The organism is Wohlfahrtiimonas chitiniclastica, assembly GCF_002252325.1.
GTDB lineage: Bacteria > Pseudomonadota > Gammaproteobacteria > Cardiobacteriales > Wohlfahrtiimonadaceae > Wohlfahrtiimonas > Wohlfahrtiimonas chitiniclastica.
Genome location: NZ_NEFL01000001.1, coordinates 644,123 through 669,890 on the forward strand (window position 1 = coordinate 644,123; position 25,768 = coordinate 669,890).

The 25,768-nt window shown below is 45.2% G+C and carries 19 protein-coding genes, 1 other RNA gene and 2 riboswitches; of the genes, 12 read left to right on the forward strand and 8 right to left on the reverse strand.

Annotated elements, in window-relative coordinates; translation table 11 throughout:
• Positions 1–852 (forward strand): metal ABC transporter permease, encoded by an 852-nt coding sequence (locus tag B9T10_RS03020; RefSeq protein ID WP_008314972.1) that lies wholly within the window; start codon positions 1–3, stop codon positions 850–852.
• On the forward strand, positions 852–1,703 hold the full coding sequence (locus tag B9T10_RS03025) for a metal ABC transporter permease (RefSeq protein WP_082818383.1): 852 nt from the start codon (positions 852–854) through the stop codon (positions 1,701–1,703). Before B9T10_RS03020 ends, B9T10_RS03025 begins: the two co-directional genes overlap by 1 nt.
• A 43-nt stretch (positions 1,704–1,746) precedes the next feature.
• On the opposite strand, the gene mgtE is transcribed toward B9T10_RS03025, so the two are convergent.
• Positions 1,747–3,153 carry a magnesium transporter gene (mgtE, locus tag B9T10_RS03030; RefSeq protein WP_008314975.1) on the reverse strand — a complete coding sequence of 469 codons (1,407 nt, stop codon included), beginning with the start codon at positions 3,151–3,153 and terminating at the stop codon, positions 1,747–1,749.
• Positions 3,154–3,456: 303 nt separating this feature from the next.
• Positions 3,457–3,541, forward strand: a riboswitch (glycine riboswitch).
• A 3-nt stretch (positions 3,542–3,544) separates the two neighbouring features.
• A riboswitch (glycine riboswitch) is annotated at positions 3,545–3,640 on the forward strand.
• A gap of 25 nt (positions 3,641–3,665) precedes the next feature.
• On the opposite strand from mgtE, the gene B9T10_RS03035 reads away from it, so the two are divergent.
• Positions 3,666–4,295 carry a trimeric intracellular cation channel family protein gene (locus B9T10_RS03035; RefSeq protein ID WP_018121932.1) on the forward strand — a complete coding sequence of 210 codons (630 nt, stop codon included), beginning with the start codon at positions 3,666–3,668 and terminating at the stop codon, positions 4,293–4,295.
• Between the two features lie 21 nt (positions 4,296–4,316).
• Entirely contained in the window at positions 4,317–4,769 is a 453-nt protein-coding gene (locus tag B9T10_RS03040; RefSeq protein ID WP_094537764.1) for a hypothetical protein, read from the forward strand.
• A 32-nt stretch (positions 4,770–4,801) separates the two neighbouring features.
• Here B9T10_RS03040 and B9T10_RS03045 read toward each other — a convergent pair whose 3' ends face one another.
• From B9T10_RS03045 to B9T10_RS03060, 4 genes are all read right to left on the reverse strand, one after another.
• The gene (locus tag B9T10_RS03045; RefSeq protein ID WP_008314982.1) at positions 4,802–5,281 is read right to left on the reverse strand and encodes an ExbD/TolR family protein; all 480 of its coding nucleotides are present in this window, start codon (positions 5,279–5,281) and stop codon (positions 4,802–4,804) included.
• A 2-nt stretch (positions 5,282–5,283) separates the two neighbouring features.
• Complete coding sequence (locus tag B9T10_RS03050) at positions 5,284–6,015, reverse strand: MotA/TolQ/ExbB proton channel family protein (protein WP_008314984.1); 732 nt, start codon at positions 6,013–6,015, stop codon at positions 5,284–5,286.
• 25 nt (positions 6,016–6,040) lie between these two features.
• Positions 6,041–6,766 (reverse strand): energy transducer TonB, encoded by a 726-nt coding sequence (locus tag B9T10_RS03055; protein ID WP_246534749.1) that lies wholly within the window; start codon positions 6,764–6,766, stop codon positions 6,041–6,043.
• Positions 6,767–7,025: 259 nt separating this feature from the next.
• Positions 7,026–7,553, reverse strand: coding sequence for a Dps family protein (locus B9T10_RS03060; RefSeq protein ID WP_008314987.1), 528 nt, complete (start codon positions 7,551–7,553; stop codon positions 7,026–7,028).
• Between the two features lie 274 nt (positions 7,554–7,827).
• On the opposite strand from B9T10_RS03060, the gene B9T10_RS03065 reads away from it, so the two are divergent.
• A complete protein-coding gene (locus B9T10_RS03065) occupies positions 7,828–8,166 on the forward strand; it encodes a carboxymuconolactone decarboxylase family protein (protein WP_008314988.1) in 339 nt (112 codons plus the stop codon).
• A gap of 62 nt (positions 8,167–8,228) precedes the next feature.
• Here the strand turns inward: B9T10_RS03065 and rnpB are convergent.
• The 3 genes from rnpB to B9T10_RS03080 form a co-directional block, all read right to left on the reverse strand.
• Positions 8,229–8,577, reverse strand: an RNA gene (gene rnpB, locus B9T10_RS03070) — RNase P RNA component class A.
• A gap of 53 nt (positions 8,578–8,630) precedes the next feature.
• Positions 8,631–10,031, reverse strand: a complete 1,401-nt coding sequence (locus tag B9T10_RS03075; protein ID WP_094537765.1) for a sodium:proton antiporter — start codon at positions 10,029–10,031, stop codon at positions 8,631–8,633.
• 174 nt (positions 10,032–10,205) lie between these two features.
• The gene (locus B9T10_RS03080) at positions 10,206–10,805 is read right to left on the reverse strand and encodes a nitroreductase family protein (protein ID WP_094537766.1); all 600 of its coding nucleotides are present in this window, start codon (positions 10,803–10,805) and stop codon (positions 10,206–10,208) included.
• A gap of 220 nt (positions 10,806–11,025) precedes the next feature.
• Between B9T10_RS03080 and tkt the strand changes: the two genes are divergently transcribed.
• The 7 genes from tkt to aceE all read left to right on the forward strand — a co-directional run bounded on the left by tkt (position 11,026) and on the right by aceE (position 25,761).
• Positions 11,026–12,999 (forward strand): transketolase, encoded by a 1,974-nt coding sequence (gene tkt / locus B9T10_RS03085; protein ID WP_094537767.1) that lies wholly within the window; start codon positions 11,026–11,028, stop codon positions 12,997–12,999.
• Between the two features lie 83 nt (positions 13,000–13,082).
• On the forward strand, positions 13,083–13,499 hold the full coding sequence (yajC, locus tag B9T10_RS03090) for a preprotein translocase subunit YajC (protein WP_063503605.1): 417 nt from the start codon (positions 13,083–13,085) through the stop codon (positions 13,497–13,499).
• A gap of 81 nt (positions 13,500–13,580) precedes the next feature.
• The gene (secD, locus tag B9T10_RS03095; protein WP_094537768.1) at positions 13,581–16,424 is read left to right on the forward strand and encodes a protein translocase subunit SecD; all 2,844 of its coding nucleotides are present in this window, start codon (positions 13,581–13,583) and stop codon (positions 16,422–16,424) included.
• Positions 16,425–16,538: 114 nt separating this feature from the next.
• On the forward strand, positions 16,539–20,153 hold the full coding sequence (locus tag B9T10_RS10320) for a DNA translocase FtsK (RefSeq protein WP_094537769.1): 3,615 nt from the start codon (positions 16,539–16,541) through the stop codon (positions 20,151–20,153).
• A 23-nt stretch (positions 20,154–20,176) separates the two neighbouring features.
• Positions 20,177–21,553: a leucyl aminopeptidase family protein gene (locus B9T10_RS03105; RefSeq protein ID WP_094537770.1), complete on the forward strand. Its 1,377-nt coding sequence runs from the start codon at positions 20,177–20,179 to the stop codon at positions 21,551–21,553.
• Entirely contained in the window at positions 21,550–22,782 is a 1,233-nt protein-coding gene (locus B9T10_RS03110; RefSeq protein ID WP_246782142.1) for a D-alanyl-D-alanine carboxypeptidase, read from the forward strand. The genes B9T10_RS03105 and B9T10_RS03110 overlap by 4 nt, the downstream gene beginning before the upstream one ends.
• Before the next feature lie 303 nt (positions 22,783–23,085).
• Positions 23,086–25,761, forward strand: a complete 2,676-nt coding sequence (aceE, locus tag B9T10_RS03115) for a pyruvate dehydrogenase (acetyl-transferring), homodimeric type (protein ID WP_063503609.1) — start codon at positions 23,086–23,088, stop codon at positions 25,759–25,761.
• Positions 25,762–25,768: the final 7 nt, after the last annotated feature.

The following is a 25,768-nucleotide window of genomic DNA, read 5'->3' on the forward strand; positions in this document are numbered from 1 at the left end:
ATGTGGGAACTCTTAACTGAACCCTTCACCTATGAATACATGCGTAAAGCCATTTGGGTCAGCGGATTGGTGGGGGCAACCTGCGCATTTTTATCAGCGTATTTAATGCTCAAAGGCTGGTCCTTAATGGGCGATGCCCTTTCCCATTCAGTGGTGCCGGGCGTCGCTGGCGCATATGCGCTGGGCTTACCTTATTCGATTGGCGCATTTTTCTCAGGTTTATTGGCGGCATTTTCCATCACCATCATTCGCCATTTTACGCGCTTAAAAGAGGATGCCATCATTGGCTTTATCTTCTCCACGTTCTTTGCCATTGGCTTATTCATTGTGTCACTCAATCCCACTTCTGTGGATGTGCAATCCATCATTTTTGGGAACATTTTGGCCATTGCCGACAGCGATATTTTACAAGTGAACATCATCATTGCCGTCTCACTTTTGGTGTTACTCGTGATCTGGAAAGACTTATTGGCCGTCTTTTTTGATGAAACCCATGCTCGTTCTGTAGGGCTATCACCGTTAAAACTTAAAATCATCTTTTTTACGCTCTTAAGTGCATGCACAATTGCCGCCCTACAAACGGTGGGTGCCATTTTAGTGATCGCAATGGTGATCACGCCCGGTGCAACGGCCTATTTATTGAGTGATAAGTTTTCCCACATCATCATCATTTCCATGATCATTGGCACCGTGAGCAGCGTTGTCGGTGCTTGGCTCAGTTACTATTTAAATGGTGCAACGGGCGGCGTGATTGTTTCCTTACAAACGGCGCTTTTTTTACTTGCCTTTGTGTTTGCGCCAAAATATGGCTTCATCGCAACGCGCCTTAAAATCCGCAAAGGAGGTCAATGATGGACAGCTTCATCACCTTCTTCACTGAGCCCTTTCAATTAGAATTGATGCGCCGCGCGCTGTATGCGGCCATTGTGATTGCCATCATCTGTGCGCTCTTTTCCTGCTTTTTGGTGTTAAAAGGTTGGTCTTTGATTGGCGATGCCATCTCACACGCCGTATTGCCGGGCGTGGTCATCTCATTCATCATCGGCATTCCCTTCATCGTTGGCGCCTTTTTCTCAGGCATTTTTTGTGCCTTTGCCACAGGCTTCATTAAAAATAATTCCCGCATTAAGGAAGATACCGTCATGGGCATTCTTTTCTCGGGGATGTTTGCCATTGGTTTAGTGATGATCACAAAAGTGGAGAGCAACATTCACCTTTCCCACATTTTGTTTGGGAACATTTTGGGCATCACACACGCTGAATTTATTTTTACATTAGTGATGAGCGGCATCATTGGCATCATTTTGTTAATGAAGGTCAAAGACCTCATTCTCTTTTGTTTTGATCCGATTCAAGCAAAAGTTGTGGGTTTACCCGTAACATTGATGCATTATCTCCTATTATCCATGCTCTCTTTAACGATTGTCACCGCGCTACAAGCGGCAGGCATCGTGCTTGTGATTGCAATGTTAATTGCCCCTGGCATCACTGCATTTTTACTCACCAAACGTTTTGAGTATATGTTATTGATCGCGGTGCTCGCCTCTGTCAGTGCTTCAGTGATTGGCACCATCATCAGTTATCATTTAGATGCGGATACAGGACCATCGATTGTGATTGTGCAAGCCATTCTCTTTGCTTTAGCTTATGGCGTGAGTTTACTCCTTCGCCCTTCAGCAACAAAAACGCCGCATCAAGCTTGATGCGGCGCTGCCGTTGAATCTAGATTCAACCGTTAAACTAATACTAACCCACTTGTTCAGCCGCCTGTACTAAAAGATCACTCAAGAACCAATACGCAAATGAGAAGTAAATCACCACGCCTAAAAAGTCCATGATGGATGTGAGCATCGGTGAACTCAATGTGGCTGGGTCAATGTTAAAGCGTTTGGCAATGAAGGGCAGCAAAATACCGATCAAACCGCCCACAAATGTCACAGTAATCATGGACAATGCCAAAATCATCAACACTTGAATACTGATGCCATCTTTAAAGAAGTATGCCAAAATCACTTCCACCGTTGCCACCGTCACACCGAGCATCAAGGCGACCGGAATCTCTTTTTTGAAGATGAACCACACATCTTCCCATTTCAGCTTAATGTCACCGAGCGCCATTGAACGAATCACAAGCGTTGCTGATTGACTGCCCGTATTCCCGCCCATGTCCACAATCGGTGCTAAGAAAGCTGCTAAAATGATCACTTCAGATAAAATTTCCTCTTGTTTGGCCACAAAGCTACTGGTGAAGACGCCAAAAATCGTCAAAATGATCAACCAGAAACCACGCACGGTGAGCATGCGCCAAAAACCTGAATATTGATAATCCAGCTCTGGCCCACTCATCGGTACGTTACCCCCAAGCTTGGCAAAGGAGTCCGCGGCGGATTCACGTAAACGCTCCATCGCATCATCAACTGTGACAATCCCGATCAAATGCCCATAGTTATCCGTCACAGGTAACGCATCAAAGTCATAGCGCTCAATCAGTTCAACCGCCACCGTATCTTTATCTGAAGCGCGCGCTTGAATGATGTCACTCACCATGATGTCCTTCATGCACACATCATCATCGCGCAGCAATAGATCCTGAAAGGAGAGCACACCCACTAAATGGCGAAACTCATCGGTTACATAGATCATGGAGAGTGAATCTTTATTGCGCGCTTCACGGCGGATTTGTTGCCAAACATCGCTAACGGTGGCATTGGCAGAAACATTCACATAGTCCGCACTGGTCATCGCGCCCACCGTGCCTTCAGGATATGATGAAAGTTCTAAAATGGCATCGCGCTCACCTTTATCTAACGATGGAATGATGGAGTTACGCTGCACTTGGCTCAGCATCACAAACAGGCTCACCTGCTCATCTGATGGCAATGCCTCAAACAAACGCTTTAATGCTGCGATGGATAGATGTGGTACAAAGCGCACCTTCTCCTCCTCTTCAAACTCCTCAAAAAGATAGGCTAAATTCTCGGCATCTAATTGTTCAAGGAGGGCGACGACATCTTCTGTGGCAAACGCTTCGACAGCGTCCGCTAAGTCAATGGCTTTGGTATTTTGAATCAGTTCAATAAAACGCTCAACATCACGCGCTTGAATGATGGGTTCTAAATGAAAATAAAGATTAGATTTATGATAAACACTCATTAAGTTGCTCCCTTTTTTAATGATGAATTAGGAGAACCATGGTTTCAGACCATTGCAATCTTCAGCTGCCCTGAAGATTGTGGATTTCAGGACTCAGCTTATTGTATTGTGGTGTAAGATCGCCATATCGGCACGATCGAGTCATCATCCATGGAAAGTTTCCCTCTGTTAAAATTGTCGCCATTATACATGTTCAGTAAACAGTTGAATGTTAAATTATCTAAATGATAACCTCTGTCCTTTAAAAAATTGCTAACTTTTTAATTATTAAGCACTTTTTTATTTGTGCATTTGATCATATAATGCCAAATCGCAGGAGAGTGAGTTTAATCTCTGCCGAAGGCGCAAACTCCCATAAACGCTCAGGCTCATGGACTGCGAACAACGATATCAATCGCCAACTGGAGAGAGAGATGTGAATCTCCACCGAAGGGGCAAGCAATTTAGGTTGCGTAAACTCTCAGGTAAAAAGGACAGAGGGAGTGGCAAAACTCAATCAATTAGGAGTTTTTGTGCTTTTTTACATCTATATTGTGGCCATTACGGCTGAAGCCATGTCGGGCGCACTTGCTGCGGGACGCCGTAACATGGACATGTTTGGCGTGGCGCTCATTGCCTTTTTAACGGCCCTTGGCGGCGGTACCATCCGCGACATCATTTTGGGTAACTATCCCATTTCTTGGACACAGCACCCAACATACATCTATCTCACCATTTCCGCAGGTTTATTGACCATGTTGGTGGCGCGCTTCATGCACCGCTTAAATCGCATTTTCTTGATTTTAGATGCAATGGGGCTCATTGCATTTACCATCATTGGTTGCAATGTGGCGCTGCGTTTAGAGCCGCAATTTCATTACAGCACCATTGTGGTGATCATGGCAGGGATGATTACGGGCGTGGGCGGCGGCATTTTACGCGATGTGCTCTGCAATCGCACGCCACAAGTTTTGCGCCATGAGTTATACGCGAGTGTCTCTTTATTGGTCGCCCTGCTCTATTTGGGGTTAAAATACTTTCATGTGGATGAAAACATTAATATGAGCCTCTCCTTTGTGGTGGGTTTGAGCATTCGCTTAGCCGCCATTCATTGGAATTTGTCTTTGCCTGTTTTCTCCTATTCACCCAATAAATGGAAATGATCCCATGAATAAGGAGTTATTATGATCCGTTCGTTGATACTCTCAACCCTCTTACTGTTGCCAAGCGCTGCGTTTGCTGTGGATGCACAATCTTCTGACCGCTGCGTCCTGCTTGAAGATGGCGCAGAGTTGTGTTTAAAATCCCCCAAACAATCCACAAATGCTAAACCTAACCCAAAAGCGGTGGCAGAAGCCTTAACGCAATTATTGGCACTACCCGCGGATTATGAGCCTTCGTTACAAGCAGGCTTAAATTTATTGTCTAAAAAAGATCCCTCTGAAATCGATGTGGTGACGCTTGTCAATCAACTGCTCACAGCAAACGATGTGCCAAGCGAAATTGGCAACACATTGCAAAGTTACGTCAGCATGATTACGCAAGATTCCCCAGAAGCTGAGGATCAATTTTTAAAAGCGGGGACAGGACTATTAAAACTCATCATTCAAGCTTCTAAAGAAACGGATGAGGAATAAAAAAAGCGCCCTAGGGCGCTTTTTCATCTTAATTACGGCGTAACTTCTGCTGCTTTCGCGCCGCCTTCATCGGGCAGCGTCACAAAGCCAATGTTGCCAAGCCCTACTTTACTCAATGCAGTGATGGTTTTGGCCACCACTTCATAAGGCACCTTCACATCCACATGCAATTGCACCAGCGGATTGTGTTCAGGATTATTTGCGGTGGCATCTGCCTTTAATTTTTCAAGGGTTGCGAGCACCTCTTCATCATTTGGCATCAAGGCTTCATTGATGTGCACCTCTGATTGCTCATTGATGGCAATGATGATGGGCTGATTTTCTGCCTGATCTTGCTTCGGCTGCTCTTTAATGTCCACTGCTTCGGGCAATTTCAACTTCACCGATTGCGTGACTAAAGGCGCCGTGAGGATGAAAATCACCAGCAGCACCAACATCACATCGATGAGTGGCACCATGTTGATCTCTGCCCGAGCCCGAGAATTTGTCCCACGTAAACGTCCAAAGGCCATGCTTATGCTCCCTGTTTTTTCGCTTTATCGTGGCAATCGTTGTTGCAGCCTGAGCAATCGCCGCCCAATAAGTTCAATAATTCAAAGGCAAAAGAGTCAAGCGCACCCATGGTCACTTGATTGCGACGCGTCACCCAGCTGTGCGCTAAAACTGCAGGAATCGCCACCGCTAAACCCACGCCCGTCATGATCAAAGCCTCACCCACAGGACCGGCCACTTTATCAATGGTGCCAGCGCCTGTTGAGCCAATTTCAATCAATGCATGATAAATGCCCCAAACGGTTCCAAATAAACCCACAAATGGCGCAGTTGCTGACACTGCGGCCAATGCAGTGACGCCATTTTCACAACGCAAATGGATTTCATCCAATTTCGTGCTCAAAGCACGCGTGATCACTTCACTGAGTGAGCCACTGTCACGCAATGAATTGCCATGTGTTTTTTGATAACGCTGCACGGCGTGTACGCCTGCATCTGTTAAAATTTCATGATAATTGTTTGGTGTATGTTCAGCTAAATAGCCATCAATGTCTTCAACGGATTTAGCACTCCAAAACATTTTTAAGAATTTTTTCGTGCGCACGCGCTCTGATAAACCTTGCAGCGCCTTTAAAATGATGATGAGCCAAGACACCACCGACATTAAAATCAAGATGCAAAAGAGCACCTTACTCACCATGTCGGCTTGCCCAATAAAATGTTCAAATCCCATACTCGAAACTTCTGGTTGCATTGTCTTTCCTTTTCTTAATTGAGGCTTAAAATTTTAATTGATATGGAATGCGAACGGAAAAGCTTTGTGCTTGTCCATTGACCACATACGGCTTGAGGCGAACTTTATAGCCAGCTTTTTCAGCGGCTTTGTCGATCTGTTCATTGCCCGAGGATTTTTCAATCTTAACAGACACCGCATGCCCTTTTTCGTTAATTTTGATGAGCAATACGGTTGTGCCACCGACGCGGCGCATGATGACAGAACGCGGATATTGTGGTGAGGGTTTTGCGAGCACAGACACTTCCTGCATATTGAGCACACGATGATCAACGCGCTTAGATTGACGTTTATTTTCAGGTTTCGCCTCTTGCTTCTTAGGTTTAGGCTGTGGCTTTTTCACCTCTTTTTTCGGCTGCTGAATTTTTGGCGCATCAGGCGTTGGCTTTTTCACCGCAACAATCTCTTCTTTAGGCGGCTCAATGACAGGCTCAGGCTCAACCACTGGTTCTTCGATTTTTTCTGGCGTCTCCTCAATCGGCTCAGATTGCTCCACCACAGCTTCAACCGCTTCAGAGGGCTGATCCTCATCATCGTGTTGATTCGTCACCTCTTTTGCCGTATCGACCCCGGCTAAGGTGATCTGACTCATGGTCATGGTGGGCTCAACAAACTCAATGTGCATCTCCTGGCCGCGCCCGCCATGGGTAATGGCGTAAATCAGGCCACCATGAAGTAAAAACACCCCGATCAATGCAGTCACAAAGATCATAAAATTTGTTTTGTCATGCAATAGTGGCACAGCGCTTTCCCAATTGATTGATGTGTAAATAAAAGATGTACGGAGCAGTAACCGTCAACAGCGGCCTTCTTCCTTGGAATTATTCCTATTTCCGGTTGAAATGTCAATACAAATGCTATTTATTCTCATTTGATAAATCAAAGCAAATGCTTGTGACTCGGGTTAAGCTGATCTTTATCCACAAAAAAAGAGAGCCGAAGCTCTCTTTTTGATGTATGATCAATGATGATTAATGGCCTGCCGTTCCTGCCCCACGACTCGATTCATACAAGAACCAAGTGCGACGTTCGGCTTGATCAATCCACTCATCGAGTAAACTGGTGGTGGCAAAATCATCGTACTCATCACACACGGTGTGCACCGCGCGCAATTCTCGCACCAATTGTTTATTGTCTTCCACCAATTCCGCGAGCATGTCTGCGGCTTCCACATAATCTGCGGTGTTTTCGGCCAAACGGGATTTTGCGGCAATCTCACCAATTGAGCGCAAGGTCGTGTGACCAAGCTTACGCACACGCTCCGCGCAATCATCCACCATGGTCAACAGCTCTGTGGCTTGTTCATCTAATAATAAGTGATAATCACGAAAATGTGGGCCACTGACATGCCAATGGAAGTTTTTCGTTTTCATATATAGGGTAAAAATGTCTGCCAATAAGGCATTCATACCACCGGCAATCTCGGCTGCACCTTTCGCATCAATGTCTGTAGGGGTTAATAAAGCGCTTTTACGGATTTCTTTAATTTTAGCTGGCATAATGAACTCCTTTGCATATTTATGCATTTAGTGTGTTGATTTCATAGAATATTTCCAAACAACACATTCATTATAGCAACTCTATTTTTAAAATCCATTGAATCCTAGTTATGTGGATCATTGTGAATTTTTATGGCATCCATCTTTTAATTGCGCAATTTTAATGCACATTAAATTACCAAAAGTAACATTTATTGCAAAAAGGCGTTATAATGAATGTCTCCTACTACTGTTGTTTCACATTTGTTGAATTTTATTAATTGAGGAACTCAAAATGACTGATTACAAATTAGCCGCAAAGCAACTCAAAGAAGAACGCGCATTTTTAATGAAAGAGAATAAAGCCATTGGCCAATCAATGTATGCATTGCACACAACGGCCATTAAAGACGGCGTGATCTCTGCTAAAAATAAAGAATTGATTGCCCTTGGCATTGCCATCAGCACTCAGTGCGAAGGCTGCATGCTTGCACACATTGAAGGTTTGATCTCTATGGGTGCAACCTTAGAAGAGATCTCAGAAACTGTGGACGTGGCCATTTTAATGGGCGGCGGTCCGGCAGTGACGTATGGCGGTAAAGCCATCGCGATGTATAAAGCTCTAAGCGCATAATTCACCCTCCCCCGAATTTATGCCAATAAAAAACCCTCTCATTTGAGAGGGTTTTTACTGTTTGTATCAGTCGATCTATAAGCCGGGTTCTGTCGAGAATTATCATTCATCTAGGAGTGGAATCACTTCCACCCTCAAGCAACCTACCCGAACACAGCGCGGATCACGCTATCAGTGTTCCTATTTGGTCTTGCTCCAAGTGGGGTTTACCTCAGCTACACGAAGTCACCTTGTGTACGGTGCGCTCTTACCGCACCTTCTCACCCTTACCGAGACTTGCGTCTTTAGGCGGTTTAATTTCTTCAGCACTTTCCATCGGCTCGCGCCGTCTAGACGTTATCTAGCACTTTGATCCGTGGAGCCCGGACTTTCCTCGAATGATTGCTCACTCGCGATAATCCAATCAACTGATGCATGGATTATCCCGATTTTAAGAAAAATAACAAGCTTTTTCGTGAATTTCTTTATAAGAAGAAGATCAACGTGAGCAAAATATACACCGGCACTAAAATCAGCATAGACCACTTCATATAACCAAAGAAGCTTGGCATATTCACACCGGCTTGCGTTGCAATGCTTTTAACCATAAAGTTTGGTGCATTCCCAATGTACGTCATCGCGCCCATGAACACAGAACCCATGGAGATTGCCAATAACGTCGGGCTTAAATCACCCATTAAATGGTGCGCATCGCCTGAGGCTAAGTTAAAGAAGACTAAATAAGTCGGCGCATTGTCTAAGAAGGCAGAAAGTGCACCGGTCATCCAAAAGTACATGGCATTAATCGGTGCGCCTTGTGTGTCATGCACCATTGTCACAACGCCAGACATTGAACCCATTGAGCCGGCTTTTAAAATCTCTAGCACAGGCGCAATTGTGATGAAAATACCCGCAAAGAGTTTGGCCACTTCTAATACTGGATCCCAACCGAATTCATTTTTCTGATGAATCTCTTTAGCCGTCACTTTTAAAGATAAAAATGCCATCACCAATAAAATCACATCACGCACAATGTTTTGTAACTCAACTGGCGTGCCTAAAACGGTAAAGGAGATGCCAGGCTTCCAGAAACCTGAAATCAATACGCCCACAATGATGCCGGCTAAGAAGATAAAGTTCACCTTGCCATCAATTCTAAACGGTACTTTCTCTTCGCTGGCATCCATTGTAATGCCCTCTTTTTTATAGCAATAGCTGTCTAACACAAAGAAAATACCAAGCACGATCACGGTTGTGATGAGCAAAGGCAATAACATGTGTTTCATGGTCCAGAAGAAATCTACACCTTTTAAGAAGCCCAAGAATAAGGGTGGATCACCCAATGGCGTTAAACTGCCGCCAACGTTGGCCACTAAGAAGATAAAGAAAATCACAATGTGCACGCGAGATTTACGATTTTCATTCGCACGCAATAATGGACGAATGAGGAGCATTGCCGCCCCCGTTGTGCCCATAAAAGAGGCTAAAAACGTCCCGATCAATAAAATGGTCGTGTTGAGTAACGGCGTACCTTTTAAGCTGCCTTCTAGATAAATCCCGCCTGAAACAGTGAACAGGGAGAAAATCAACACAATGAACGGAATGTATTCTAACAGCATCGCATGGGCGATCACTTCTGTCATCTCACCGATGCCAAAGACGATGACGAATGGGATCATGAATCCTAAACACCACAGCGCGGTGATCTTACCAAAATGATGGTGCCAGATGTTCACGGCCACCAGTGGAAAAATGGCGATGGACAATAAAATCCCTGCAAAAGGAATGATCCACAGTAAACTTGCATTAGCGCCATCAAAACCAGCGGAAAAAGCTGCTGTCGATAGACTCAGCGCCACTAGCAATAAAGATGTTAACTTCTTCATATCTACTCTTTAAGTTTATTCAAACAAGGATAGATACTACAATAATCAAATGGCCAAAGCTACAAAAAATCTACCTCTTTGCCCATTTTTCCTTGAGTTTATGCCCATAAAAAAGCCAAATTTCCTGAAAAATTTGGCTGGATGTTCCACTAAAGTACTGTACTACGATCGTATTTAAGCACCAAAGACTCTAAAACGCTCACTGTCTAACATATGCGCTTTTTCTGCTGGCATCCCTTCAATGGAACCAAAAGGCATTTGTCCAAGCAATTGCCATGACTCAGGCAATTGCCACGCTTGTTGCACGGCTTCATTGATGAGGGGATTGTAATGCTGAATGCTTGCGCCAAGGTTATGTTCTGTCAACATGAGCCACACAGCATATTGTGCAATTGCCGTGGATTCTTGTGCCCATTTCGGAAAATTATCCGCATACAACGGAAAGCGTTCTTGCAGTTCTTTGACCACATTTTGATCTTCAAAGAATAAAATGGTGCCAAATGCCGCCCGAAAACCATCTAAACGCTGTTGTGTGGCAGTAAATTGTTCCGAGGGCACGATTTGACGCAAGGCGTCTTCGGCAATCGACCACACGCGCTGATGGGCTTGACCATAAAGCACCACAACGCGCGAACTTTGTGAATGGAAGGCAGAAGGCGCTTCTCTCACGGCATGCTGAATCATGTTTGTTAATGCTTCTGTTGCGATCTCAACGCGATCACCTAATTGATAAATGGTGCGACGCTTTGCCAATAATGCTTGAATTTGACTCATAAAATCCTCGACTCATTCGATAAAATGGATGGTGTATGAAGAATTATAAGGACTTATTGGCCAAATGCGAATGATTTTCCTTTAACAAACTATTCTAAAAATAGAACAATAAAAGCATTGAAATAAAAAATTTAGAACAATTGTAACTCCGTGTGATTTCTCCCACCATTTTCAGTATAATGTGCGGACCATTTCTCCAACATTCATTTAAGGAATTAAAATGTCATCAATTGAGCAAAAAAGCGCCAATGCCATTCGTTTTTTAAGCATGGACGCGGTACAAAAAGCGAACTCAGGTCACCCGGGTGCACCAATGGGTATGGCCGAGATGGCTTATGCGCTCTGGCACAACCATTTATCTCATAACCCAAGCAATCCTAACTTCTTTAACCGTGACCGTTTCATCTTATCGAACGGCCATGCGTCTATGTTGTTGTATTCATTGCTTCATTTAACCGGTTATGATGTATCGATTGATGATTTGAAAAACTTCCGTCAATTGCACTCAAAAACAGCGGGTCACCCTGAACATGGCTACATTGCCGGCATTGAAACCACCACAGGTCCTTTAGGTCAAGGCATCAGCAATGCGGTGGGTTTTGCATTGGCAGAAAAAATGTTAGCCGCGCAATTTAACAAAGATGATTTAGCGATTGTGGATCACCACACGTATGCATTTTTAGGCGATGGCTGCATGATGGAAGGCGTTTCTCATGAAGCGTGTTCATTGGCAGGTACGTTAAAACTCAATAAATTGATCGCATTGTATGATGACAATGAAATCTCCATCGATGGCAATGTCACCGGTTGGTTCACTGACAACACTAAACAACGCTTTGAAGCGTATCAATGGCATGTGATTGGCCCAATTGATGGTCATGACATTGATGCAGTCTCTCAAGCGATTGCAGATGCAAAAGCGCAAACTGAAAAACCAACATTGATCATCTGTAAAACTAAAATTGGTAAAGGTTCTGTGTCTAAAGAAGGCTCAGAAGCCACACATGGCTCACCACTTGGCCATGACGAAATTGCAGCCATCCGTGAAAAAATGGGTTGGACTGCAGGTGCATTTGAAGTGCCTGAAGATGTGGCAAGCCATTGGGATGCCAAAGCAAAAGGTTTGACCACAGAACAAAACTGGGCTGCCCTTTTTGCACAATATGAAAGCAAATATCCTCAATTGGCTAAAGAATTCTTACGCCGCATGCATGGTGATTTACCACAAAACTTTGATGAAATCATCAAAACTGCCATGACAGACGTTGTGGCCAAAGGTGAAAGCATTGCAACACGCGTTGCCAGTAAAAATGCATTGGATGCATTGGCATCTCATTTGCCTGAAATCGTGGGCGGTTCTGCGGACTTAACGCCATCAAACAACACATTCTTTAAAGCAAGTGTTGATTTAAACATCACCACCGGCGAAGGCAACTATGTGCATTATGGCGTGCGTGAATTTGGTATGAGCGCCATCATGAATGGTTTAGCATTGCATGGCGGTTTCATCCCTTATGGTGCAACCTTCTTAGTGTTCAGTGATTATGCACGCAACGCAATCCGCATGAGCGCATTGATGGAACAAAAAGTGATCTACGTGATGACGCATGACTCCATCGGCTTAGGCGAAGATGGCCCAACCCATCAACCTGTTGAACACGTTGAATCATTACGTTTGATTCCTAACTTACGCGTATGGCGCCCTGCCGATACGGTGGAAACCATGGCAGCATGGGCAGCCGGTTTAACCTCTAGCAAAAACCCAACATTGTTGGCATTGTCTCGTCAAAAACTCCCATTTTTAACCCGTGATGAAGCAACGGTTGCTGACATCAATAAAGGTGGTTATGTATTGAAAGAAAATGACAATGCAAAAGTGACATTGATCGCCACTGGTTCAGAAGTTGAATTGGCGATGAAAGTGGCCGCAACACGTGATGATGTGCGTGTTGTCTCCATGCCTTGCGTTGAAATCTTCCGTGAAAATGACAAAGCTTATAAAAATGGCGTATTAGGTGATGCACCTGTATTGGCCATTGAGGCAGGCACAACACGCGGTTGGTATGAATTTGCAGATGACGTTGTGGGCATTAACACCTTTGGTGCTTCTGCGCCTGCCGAACAATTATTTGTTGAATTTGGCTTCACTGTGGACAATGTGAATCAACACATTGAGCAATTAATTCAAAAATAATGCAAAATTAGTGCTTCAGTGCGATTGAATTTTGAACATTCAGTCGCATTATGAGATAACATCTTTTTATTTTGGAGTTACAAATGTTAAGAACTTTACTTTTATCCTTGGCAGCAATCACTTCTTTATCTGTGGCAAATGCACAGGCTCAACCTGCAGCAGGCGGCGACATGACAAGTACATTCATCTTGATTGCCATTATGGGTGCAATGATGTATTTCATGATCATTCGTCCACAAAAGAAACGTCAAAAAGAGCATCAACAATTGATGGCTTCATTAAAAGTTGGCACAGAAGTGATCTCAACTGCAGGCATCGTGGGTAAAGTGACTAAATTAGAAGACAACTTTGTACACGTTGAAATTGCCCCAAATGTTGTGATCAAATTCCAACGCGCAGCCATCGTGAACATGGTACCTAAAGGCACCATCCAAGACGGCAGCGACAAAAAGGGTAAGAAAGACGACAAAAAAGACGACGTTGTCAAAACTGAAGGTTAATCCCGCACACTTTATGTAACGAAATCGATGGCAAGTGATTCACTTGCCTTTTCGCTTTTCATCAACAACGAAGAAATAATTATGCTAAATCGTTATCCACTCTGGAAAAACTTACTGATCATTTTGGTGTTGGCGATCTGTACATTATTAGCGCTGCCCAATTTATATGGTGAGGATCCTTCTGTTCAAATCTCCCCGACACGCACAACGCAAGTGGATGATCAACTCATCAATAATCTTGAAGGTTTGCTCAAAGAACAGAACGTGCCCTATAAGCGCATCGAGCGCCTAGATGATCAAGTGTTGGTGCGTTTCAACGATACCGAAACACAATTGAAGGCAAAAGATCTCATCGCGCGCGATCTTGGCAATGGCTACATGACCGCCTTAAACTTAGCGCCAGATATGCCACAATGGTTAGAAGACCTTGGCATTCGCCCCATGTATTTAGGGCTTGATTTACGTGGCGGCGTGCATTTCTTATTAGAAATTGACATGCAATCGCTCATCACGCAGCTCACAGAAAGTTATGCCGATGAAATCAAAGCGGCTTTGAGCGAACACAAAACACCGTATCAATCTGTCACTGTCAATGGCGAAACCATTGAAGTGCGCTTTAAAACCGATGCAGAAGCGGCCAATGCCCGCAACTCCATCACCATCAATAAGCCGAATTTGATGCAGCTCAATTGGAGCATCAACGGCAATCAATTGATTGCAAAACTGTCATCTTCTGAAATCACTGAGCGTAAAAACAATGTGGTGGCACAAAACATCGTCACATTGCGTAACCGTGTCAATGAGCTAGGCGTCGCTGAGCCTGTGATCCAACGCCAAGGTGCTGAACGCATCGTGGTGCAATTGCCAGGCGTGCAAGACACTGCCCAAGCCAAAGAAATTTTAGGCACAACCGCCACATTAGAGTTCCACATCGTTTATGAAAACAGCGCGATGGAAGCACCACAAGTGGCACAAGGCTTGAAAAAAGCCCCCCTTGGCACAAAGCTCTATCATTGGCGTGACTCTGATCAACCGATTCTCTTAAAGCGTCAAGTGATGCTAACGGGTGAATCGATTGTCAATGCTGTGGCGCAAATTGACCCAGAAAATCGCCGTCCTTTAGTGGCCATCACGTTAGATTCACAAGGCGCGGATAAGTTCTCTGTGGCCACAAAAGCCAACGTTGGCAAACCGATGGCAACAGTGTTCATTGAGCATAAAACTGAAACCGTGATGGAAAATGGCAAAGAAGTGAAGCGCAACATTGTGACCGAAGAAGTGGCCAATGCAGCCACCATTCAGCAGCAGCTCTTTAAGAACTTCGTCATCACCGGTTTAGATTCATTAGATGAAGCCAATAAATTGGCCATCACATTGCGTTCAGGCGCCCTAGCCGCTCCGATCCAAATCATTGAAGAGCGCACCATTGGCCCAAGCGCGGGTAAAGACAACATCCAAAAAGGGATGAATGCTGCCCTTTATGGCTTAATCGCTGTGATGGCATTCATGCTCATTCGCTACAGCGCCTTTGGTTTGATTGCCAACATTGCATTGTTTGCGAACTTAGTGCTCATCATTGCCTGTTTATCTTTATTGCAAGCCACTTTAACATTGCCAGGGATCGCAGGGATCGTGCTCTCTCTTGGGATGAGTGTGGATGCGAACGTCTTGATCAATGAGCGCATTCGTGAGCTCTTACGTAAAGGCGTGAGCCCGCAAAATGCCATCAACGATGGTTTTAACCGCGCATTTGCCACCATTATGGATGCGAACTTAACGAGCTTGTTTGCAGCCGTTGTGCTCTTCCTCATCGGTTCAGGTGCCATCAAAGGCTTTGCGGTGACATTGACCATCGGGATCATCACTTCTGTCTTTACTGCGGTCTTTATGAACCGTGCAATTGTGAACGCCATTTGGGGCGGCCGTCGCCTTAAATCGATTCCGATTGGTGGTAAAGAATTGCTCCATATTTTCAGTGGTGACACCACCTATGACTTTATGAAGTATGCCAAAGCATGGGTCATCTTCTGTGTGTTTGTGATTGTGGCTGCCATTGGTTCTGTGGGTGTGTTTGGCTTTAAATATGGCCTAGACTTCACAGGCGGTACAGAAGTGGAAGCGGTGTATCAAAACAGCATCGAAACAGATGATGTGCGTAGCGCCATTGAACACGCGGACCTTAAAGATGCAGAAGTGCAACACTTTGGCTCAAGCCGTAATGTGCTCATCACTTTGCCAATCATTGAAGGCATGAATGAGGCTTCAATTTCCACCAATGTTCTCAATGCGTTAGAAACTTTAGATCCCAATGTGGAAATCAAACGCGTGGACTTCATTGGCTCAAAAGTGGGCGATGAATTGGTCACCGGCGGTGTTCTTGCCTCTGCCATTGCCATTTTGATGATTCTTGCCTACATCTGGATGCGCTTTGAGTGGAAATTGGCCGTCAGCACCATTTTGTCCACCTTACATGATGCGGCATTTATCCTAGCGGTCTTTGCCATTTTAGGCATGTACGGACACCTGCAATTTGATCTGACCTCACTGGCCGCGATTTTAGCCGTCATCGGTTACTCGGTGAATGATACGGTGGTTGTGCTCGATCGCATCCGTGAGAACTTCCGCGCATCTCGCACAGGTACGCCAAAAGAGATCATTGATCAAGCGATCAATCAGACATTGTCGCGCACCATCATGACATCAGTGACCACATTGTTGGCCTGTTTATCCTTGTACTTATTTGGCGGTGAAGCCATTCACACCTTCTCCTTCATCATGTTGATCGGTATTTTAGTGGGTACATACTCTTCGATTTTCATTGCCTCCTCATGCGCATTGTTGCTTGGCCTCAAGCGCGAAGACCTCTTACCTCCTAAAAAAGAGAAAGAAGATCAACCAGAACAAGAGTCCATGACTTATTTCTAAATAGTCAAAGGTAATCAACTCTCTACAAGCCCCACTTCCCGTGGGGCTTTTTAGATTTTGCGGTTTATGTGATAATATCATCTCCCTCGTTGATCAGATTTTAGGTATAACATTTTGAAACAAGCCATTCGCAGGCAGCCTATCGAAAACATTACGCAAGATGCGCCGCATAAAGTCACCTCTATGATTCACTTAGTGATCGTGGGTGTTGTCGTTTTTATTGCATTGTTGATGCTCTTAAGCTTAGTCTCTCATCATCCGGATGATGCAGCATGGAGTAAAACCATGGGAGATTTGCACGTCAATAACTGGCTTGGTGCAAAGGGTGCATATTTTTCTGACATTTTATTCAATGCCATTGGTCGCGCGGCGTGGTTATTACCGCCAGCGATGGTTGCTTATGCATATGTCACCTTGATCAAAAACGATTGCACCTCCATTGACATCGAAAACTTTGTCTTTAAAGCGTTGGGCGTCATCATTTTTTTAATGGCCGCAGCGACCTTGTTAAACTTTTATCACCCCGATGCCAGCATCCTAAAACGTGGCGGTGTGATTGGGCAAACATTGGCCTCACTTCTCAATGCCACCTTAACCTATTTGCCAGGCATTGAAGCAGGTTCTGCCCTTTGTGCCACACTCAGCAAAGGCATTTTGCTCACATTACTGGTGATCACTGGCAGCTTAGCCACAGGCACAAGCCCCCTTTCATGGATTGATGGCTTAGGCGCCATGATTCTTTCAGTCATTGGACGTGCTCGCGGTTTTTTCTTCAATCGCGATGAGGACCAAATTGCCCCACAAGCCGTAGAATCTGAGCTTGCTTCTGTGGCACATTTGATGGAGCCCGATCCGCGTGACAAAGATCCTCGTCCGAATCTTTTATCCATGATTAAGGATAAATTGACAACCTTACGCAGCGAAGTATTCGCGAAAAAAAGCGAACCTAACATTGATGCCACCGCTGATGAATACTACTTCAACGAGCAACCTGATCTCATTGAAGCGCTCGACACCGATGCACACATCGAACCCACTTTTGAGCCTAAGCCTAAAAAAATCGCCAAAAGTGATGAGAAAATTGAGCCTTCCTTGACGCTCCCACCCATTTCGGACATTGCGCCATTCACCACACCGAAAGCAGCCCCGATTGACATTCCGCCAAAAGCGGTTGCACCTAAAGCTGCATCTTCTGAAACGCGCATTGAGCCTGCGTTTGAAGAAGCCATCAATCCTCATGCGCCCATTCGTGGACAAAATGGCGAAATGCTGACGCCAAAATTTGAACCAAAATTTGATAAAAATGGGCAGCTGAAAATCCCCACCATCTTCAGAAAACCCTCCACAAAAATGTTGCCCACCGATGATGAGGACAATGTCATTGATGACAGCATTGAAAAACTCAAAGCCTGGGTCAATGAAGATGCTGCCTTAACGCCACAAGCGGCCAACATCGTCAATCCTGTTATCAATGCCATCAAAGCACCGATGGCAGCAGCAAAAGAAGATGCGAAGGCAGCTGTCAGCTCCCTCTTTCACAGTGAACCTGTCACCGCAGGCAGTGAGGCTGCCCTAAAAGCAGAGGCAACAGAAGATTATGATGCATTGATCGAAACATTAGAAAAATACAATGCACCGAAATATTCCATTGATGCATTGCCCACCGCCCTTTCAGAGGCCGTCACAACAGCCACAGAATCTGCAAGTGAAGCCATAGAGAGTGTCAAAGAAGCGGTCAGAGAGGTCATTGAGCCCATCGAAGACCCTTTTGTGAACCTGCCAAAAGTTGAAATCCTCAGCGAGCCCATGCTCCCTGAGATTGAAAGCATTGTGCCAGAACCTGTGATGGCTGCACCTGTTGTGGCAACGCCTGCCATCGAAGCGCCCATCATTGAAGCGCCCAGCATTGAAACACCCACTTGGCAATGGGTGCCAGACCCGACACCTGAACCTGTCATCATTCCAAAGACGCCCGAGGTTCATATTGAGCCGGCACCGGTTGAAGCAATTGCGCCAGTCATGCCCAGCATGCCAACTGAACCCGCTGTTCCGATCGAGCCTACCCTAACATATGATGATTTTGAGGACAATGCCCCTGAGATTCTCCCGCCGGATGATCTCATTGTGCCAACGCCCAACATCATCATGCCAAAAGTGGCCGTGCCAGAAGAAGATCCGAATCGCCGCGCAGAACTCTTAAAACATTTTCCGATGGCCGGACAATTGCCAAGCTTAGACCTCCTAGCCGATCCCCCCACCGTGGTGGATCAATACAATGATGAAGAGCTCGATTACCTTGCCCTATTGATTGAAGAGCAACTCAGCCATTTCTCCATTAAAGTTGCCGTGGCAAACATTGAACCGGGCCCCGTCATTACGCGCTTCTCATTAGAGTTGGCGCCCGGCGTTAAAGTCTCTCAAATCAATAACTTAGAGAAAGACATTGCCCGTGGATTATCCGTCACCAGCGTGCGTGTGGTGGAGATCATTCCCGGCACCAGCTATGTGGGGCTTGAAATTCCGAACCGTAAGCGTGAAATCGTTTACTTTAAATCTGGCTTAGAGTCTCAAGAGTATCAAGACGAAGCGCATCCATTGACGCTGATCCTCGGGAAAGACATCTCCGGCAATACAGTCACCGCTAATCTTGGTAAAATGCCTCATGTATTGGTGGCAGGGACGACAGGTTCTGGTAAATCTGTGGGCGTCAATACCATGCTTTTGAGTATGCTCTTTAAAGCGCTGCCTGAAGATTTACGCCTCATCTTAATTGATCCGAAAATGCTCGAACTTTCGGTTTATAATGACATCCCGCATCTATTGACCCCTGTGGTGACGGACATGAAAGAGTCCGCAAATGCCCTGCGCTGGTGCGTTGCGGAAATGGAACGCCGCTATCAGCTCATGAGTCAATTAAAAGTGCGCAACATTGCAGGCTTTAACCAAAAGATTGAAGAAGCGATTGCTGCCGGTGAACCCATCATTGATCCTTTATGGCGAAGAAGTGCGCATGTTTCGGATACAGAGCGCCCACCTTTGTTAGAAAAATTACCCTTCATTGTGGTGGTGATTGATGAATTTGCCGACATGATGATGCTCGTGGGTAAAAAATGTGAAGAGCTCATTGCACGCCTTGCACAAAAAGCGCGAGCTTCCGGCATTCACTTAATTTTAGCCACACAGCGCCCATCGGTTGATGTGATCACTGGCCTCATCAAAGCCAACATCCCAACGCGCATTGCTTTTCAGGTATCGAGTAAAATTGACTCACGCACCATCATTGATCAACAAGGGGCGGAAACCCTCTTAGGTCATGGCGACATGCTTTATATGCCACCTGGCAATGGTTTACCAATCCGTGTGCACGGCGCATTTGTGGAAGATGCAGAAGTCAATAAAGTGGTGGAATTTTTAAAACTCACAGGTGAACCTGATTATGTGGAAGACATTTTGCATGAACCCACCGAAGCCATCCCAGGCTTAACGCCAGAAGCCGCTGGCGTAGCCGCAACACCTGCTGAAGAACAAGACCCATTATTTGATGAAGCGGTGAAAATTGTCGTAGAATCTAGACGAGCAAGCATCTCCTACATTCAACGCAAATTGCGTGTTGGCTATCAAAGGGCAGCGCGCTTAATGGAAGAGATGGAAGAGTTACGCATCGTCACGCCGCCTCAAGCGAATGGCAACCGAGAGGTGATCCTTGCGGCTGACAAAGACGATTATTGATGATTCACAAAGGAGAACAACATATGATTCATGAATTACTGATCAACGCCCCGGCCTCTGTGAAAACTGTGCCGATCTATTTGTATCATCAGTTGTCTGACGTGGATTTGACACCCTTTGAACACAATTGGGTGCATCAAGCCGCCAGTCGCCAACCCGATGTCTTGCCCATTCCTGATGAAACAGGCGCCCTCAGTAAAGTTTTGGTGCGCTTTGATGCACATGAAGAGATGTTCTCCCTTGGCAGTTTTTACACCACAGCCCCGCAAGGCATTTATTACATCGCCAATGATGATCTATCCGATGAAGCGATCTATCAATTATTGCTAGGTTTTGCTTTAGGGGCTTATCAATACAATGAGTTCAAAGCATCCACGACGCCAAATGTACAACTGCTCTTCCCTAAAACACTCGATCGTCAAAAGCTGCTCAATGAGATTGAAGCCCATTACATCACGCGCACCTTGATCAATCGCCCACCGAATCATTTGAATCCTGTGGGTTTGACGCAATACATTCAAACGCTGTTTGACAATCAACCAGTCACTGTTAAAGTGATCGAGGGTGATGATTTATTGACAGAAAATTTCCCATTGATTCATCATGTTGGCAATGGCAGTGACGCTGCACCACGTTTAGTGGAGATCACCTATGGCGATCCGATGCATAAAAGCTTAACGCTCATCGGTAAAGGTGTGACGTTCGACAGTGGTGGCCTTGATTTAAAACCCGCCAATGGCATGCGTTTGATGAAAAAAGACATGGGCGGCGCCGCACATGCCATTGCACTGGCCCAATGGATCATTAAATCAAAATGGCACATCCATTTACGTGTGTTGTTGCCGATTGTGGAAAACTCTGTTTCAAGCACTGCAATGCGCCCGGGTGATGTCATCAAAGCGCGCAATGGCTTGACTGTAGAAATTGACAACACAGATGCAGAAGGCCGCCTAATTTTAGCCGATGCCATCAGCTACGCAAGCGAAGTACCCACAGATGCAATTGTCAACTTTGCCACCTTAACGGGTGCTGCACGCGTTGCCCTTGGCCCTGAAGTGCCTGCCTTATTTGCCACAGATGATTCGTTAGCAAATGCCATTTTAGAAGATGGACAAACGCATGATGATGCCCTTTGGCGCATGCCTTTGCACACGCCATACAATGAGTGGATTGAATCGAAATATGCTGATATCTTAAACTCATCAACACAACCCTACGGTGGATCAATTACTGCGGCTCTTTTCTTAACGCACTTTTTAAGTGATAATGTGCCGTTTGCTCACATTGATGTAATGGCATGGAATGTTCGTAATCGCAAAGGTCGCCCGATGGGTGGTGAAGCTATGGGACTGCGCGCAACCTACTATGGGTTAGCGCATCACTTTGGAATGAATGTATGACTATGATACAAAAAATTATGATGTTGGTAATGCTCTCGATCCTCACAAGCATCGGTAGCACTGCCTTTGCATACACGGGCTTTTCCGCATTGGTCATTGAACCAAAAACGGGAAAAGTGATCTATGAGCACAATGCCACAGAGCGTCGCTACCCGGCTTCATTGACAAAAATTATGACGCTGTACATTCTCTTTGAAGATCTCTCTAAAGGGAAAATCAAGATGAATCAGCGCATGCCGATTTCTCAGCGTGCGGTTAAAGCTGAATGCTCTTGCCTACGCCCAAAGGCTGGCACATCCATTACCGTGGAAACGGCTGTTAAGGCATTGATTGTACAATCAGCGAATGACGTTTCCATCGCGGTGGCTGAATTCATTGGCGGCACGGAAGCAAAATTTGTGGAACGCATGAATAAAACTGCTAAACGTTTAGGCATGACCAACACTCATTTTGTGAATCCCAATGGTTTGCCAAATGACAATCAATACACAACTGCACGTGACATGGCAACCCTTGGCGTCGCTATTTACAATCATTTCCCCAAATATTATCCGCTCTTTCAAACGGAGAGTTTTTACTTCGATGGCAGACTGATCAAAGGTCATAACCGCGTCAACAGTATGCTTGCAGGTGCTGATGGCATCAAAACCGGTTATATCCGTAAATCAGGTTCGAACTTAGTGACCAGCGCTCAGCGCGGGAACACCCGTTTGTTTGGCGTCGTGATTGGCGGTCGCAACACCCAATCTCGCGATAATATTATGGTGGACATCATGGAGCAATCTTTTGAAGCATTGCAGCGCAATCATCGCAATCCTTCAATTTCGCCCATCATCACAGAAGATTTGCTGGTGGGTTATGACCCTCAGAAAAACCCTAAACCCAAGCAAATTGTTGCCACTAACCACAAAAACAAAGTCAACATTGTCTCTAATGACGCGCCTCAAACCATTCCAACCATTAAACTCATTTCTAATCATAAAACCATTGCCAGCACAACGAATTCTAAAAAAGCCGCGGCAATACAAGTGGGCGCCTATAAAAGTCGCAAATCTGCACAAGACAGAGCGCGCATGGCACATCGTAAATTACAACAAGGCAAAATTGATGTCGTCTTAATCGACAACTTATACCGCGCGCGTTTATCAGGCTTTAGCTACGAAAAAGCAACCTTAGCCTGTCATCAGTTAAAACAAAGCGGCAATGACTGTATTGTGATTGCTAAATAAGACGCGTGTTTTCTAAAACAAACCGATTAAACCGCGCAAAGCCACGTGATGCAGTGGCTTGCGCGCTTAATTTAAGGAGATTATGGGGGTTATTACTAATTTAAAAAATGACGTTTTTTACACACCATTTTTACGGTAACTGTTTGGAGTGATTAACCCTTTTGCGTTAAGCACATGTTTGATGCGTCAAACATTCCAAATAATCGTGTTATCATTGAAGCAATTTTTCTGCTCAGCAGATCAATTTTGTAATAATCAAAATCAACAATTATTACGATCACATTATTTCAAATAGGTGAAAATATGAGCGATTTAAATACTATTCAAGATATCGATCCAATCGAAACCCAAGATTGGATTGCCTCCATTGAAAGTGTCATCAAAACTGAAGGCAAGGAACGTGCGCGTTATTTGCTTGAACGTGTCATTGAGCGTACTCATCGCGATGGCATTGAAGTGCCTTTCTCTGGTACAACGGAATACATCAATACCATTCCTGTTCACGAGCAACCGCCATACCCTGGCAACTCCGATATCGAACATAGAATCCGTGCATATAACCGCTGGAATGCCATGGCAATGATTGTGAAAACCAATCTAGCAGACTCATCCCTCGGCGGCCATATCGCAAGTTATGCCTCCCTTGCCACGATGTGGGAAGTGGGCTTTAACCATTTTTGGCATGGTCCTGATGGTGATGACCATGGCGGCGACTTAATTTTCTTCCAAGGCCACTCAAGCCCTGGCATCTACGCGCGTGCATTTTTAGAAGGCCGCATCACAGAAGAACAAATGCTCAACTTCCGTCGTGAAGTTGATGGCAAAGGTTTACCATCGTATCCACATCCTTGGTTACAAAATGACTTCTGGCAATTCCCAACGGTTTCCATGGGCTTAGGTCCAATGCAAGCCATCTACCAAGCGCGTTTCTTAAAATATTTACATGCGCGTGGTTTAGCAGACACCTCTAAACGTAAAGTTTGGTGCTTCTGTGGGGATGGCGAGATGGATGAACCAGAATCTTTAGGTGCCATCTCTTTAGCCGGTCGTGAAAAACTCGACAACTTGATCTTCATCGTCAACTGTAACTTACAGCGCTTAGATGGTCCGGTACGTGGTAACGGCAAAATCATCCAAGAATTAGAATCTAACTTCCGTGGTAACCACTGGAATGTGATCAAATTGATCTGGGGCAATGGTTGGGATGCACTCTTAGCACAAGATCACAACGGCATTTTACGTAAGCGCATGATGGAAGCGATTGATGGTGATTATCAAACCTATAAATCGAAAAATGGCGCGTATGTGCGTGAACACTTCTTTAACACGCCTGAATTGCGTCAAATGGTGGCTCATTTATCTGACAATGATATTTGGCGCCTCAACCGCGGTGGCCATGATGAAAACAAAATCTACGCTGCGTATGATGCTGCCGTTAAGCATGAAGGTCAGCCTTCTGTGCTCTTGGTTAAAACCATCAAAGGTTACGGCATGGGTCAAGAAGGTGAAGCACAAAACACCTCTCACCAACAGAAGAAAATCAGTATTGATGCCCTTCGTCAATTCCGCGATCGCTTTGAAGTGCCTGTCACAGATGAAGAGATTGAAGAATTAAAATTCATTCGCCCAGCGGAAGATTCACCTGAGATGAAATATCTCCGTGAACGCCGCGAAGCATTGCATGGCTATTTACCAAAACGCCGCCTTAAAACGGACAATCCATTGCCAGCACCGCAATTAGATGCCTTTAAAGCACAATTGTCTGCCACGCAAGAAGGCCGTGAAATCTCCACAACCATGGCATTTGTGCGCATGCTCAATACGATCTTAAAAGACAAAGCCATTGGTAAAAATGTGGTGCCAATCGTGGTGGATGAATCCCGTACATTTGGTATGGAAGGTTTATTCAGACAATTGGGCATTTGGTCACAAGCGGGACAAAACTACATCCCACAAGATGCTGATCAATTGATGTACTACAAAGAAGCGAAAGATGGCCAAGTGTTACAAGAAGGCATCAATGAAGCCGGTGCTGTGAGTTCATGGATTGCTGCGGCAACTTCTTACTCTGTGAGCAACGTGCCGATGATTCCATTTTTCGTGTGCTACTCCATGTTCCAATTGCAACGTTGTCTTGACTTAGTGTGGGCAGCAGGCGATCAACGCGCACGTGGTTTCTTAATGGGTGGGACCGCGGGTCGCACAACATTGAACGGTGAAGGCTTACAACATGAAGATGGCCACAGCCACATCTTAGCGCAAGTGATTCCAAACTGTGTCTCGTATGACCCAACGTTCCAATATGAATTGGCCGTGATCATGCAAGATGGTTTAAAACGCATGTATCAAGATCAAGAAGATGTGTTCTACTACATCACCATCATGAACGAAAACTACAGCCATCCTCAAATGCCTGTGGGTGCAGAACAAGACATCCTTAAAGGTATGTACTTGTTCCAAAAAGGTGAAAATGCAGAATCTAAAAAACGTGTGCGTTTATTGGGTTCAGGCACCATTTTCCGTGAAGTGATTGCAGCGGCTGATCTATTGAAAGAAGATTGGGGCGTGGATGCAGACATCTACGGTTGCCCAAGCTTTAACATCTTAGCGCGCGATGTTCAGGACACTGAACGCCACAACATGCTTCATCCACTTGAAAAACCACGTGTGTCTCATGTGGCAGAATTGCTCAATGATTCTGAAGCGCCTGTGGTTGCTGCAAGTGACTATATCCGTTTATTTGGTGATCAAATCCGTGCCGCCATTAAAGCCCCTTACAAAGTATTGGGAACCGATGGTTTTGGTCGTTCAGATACCCGCGGTAAATTGCGTGAATTCTTTGAAGTGAACCGTTATTACGTCACTGTGGCAGCTTTAAAAGAGCTTGCTGATCAAGGCGTGATTGAACCAAGTGTTGTTGTGGACGCCATCAACAAATATGGCATCGATGTACACAAGAAAAACCCCATCACACTTTAATTTTGAC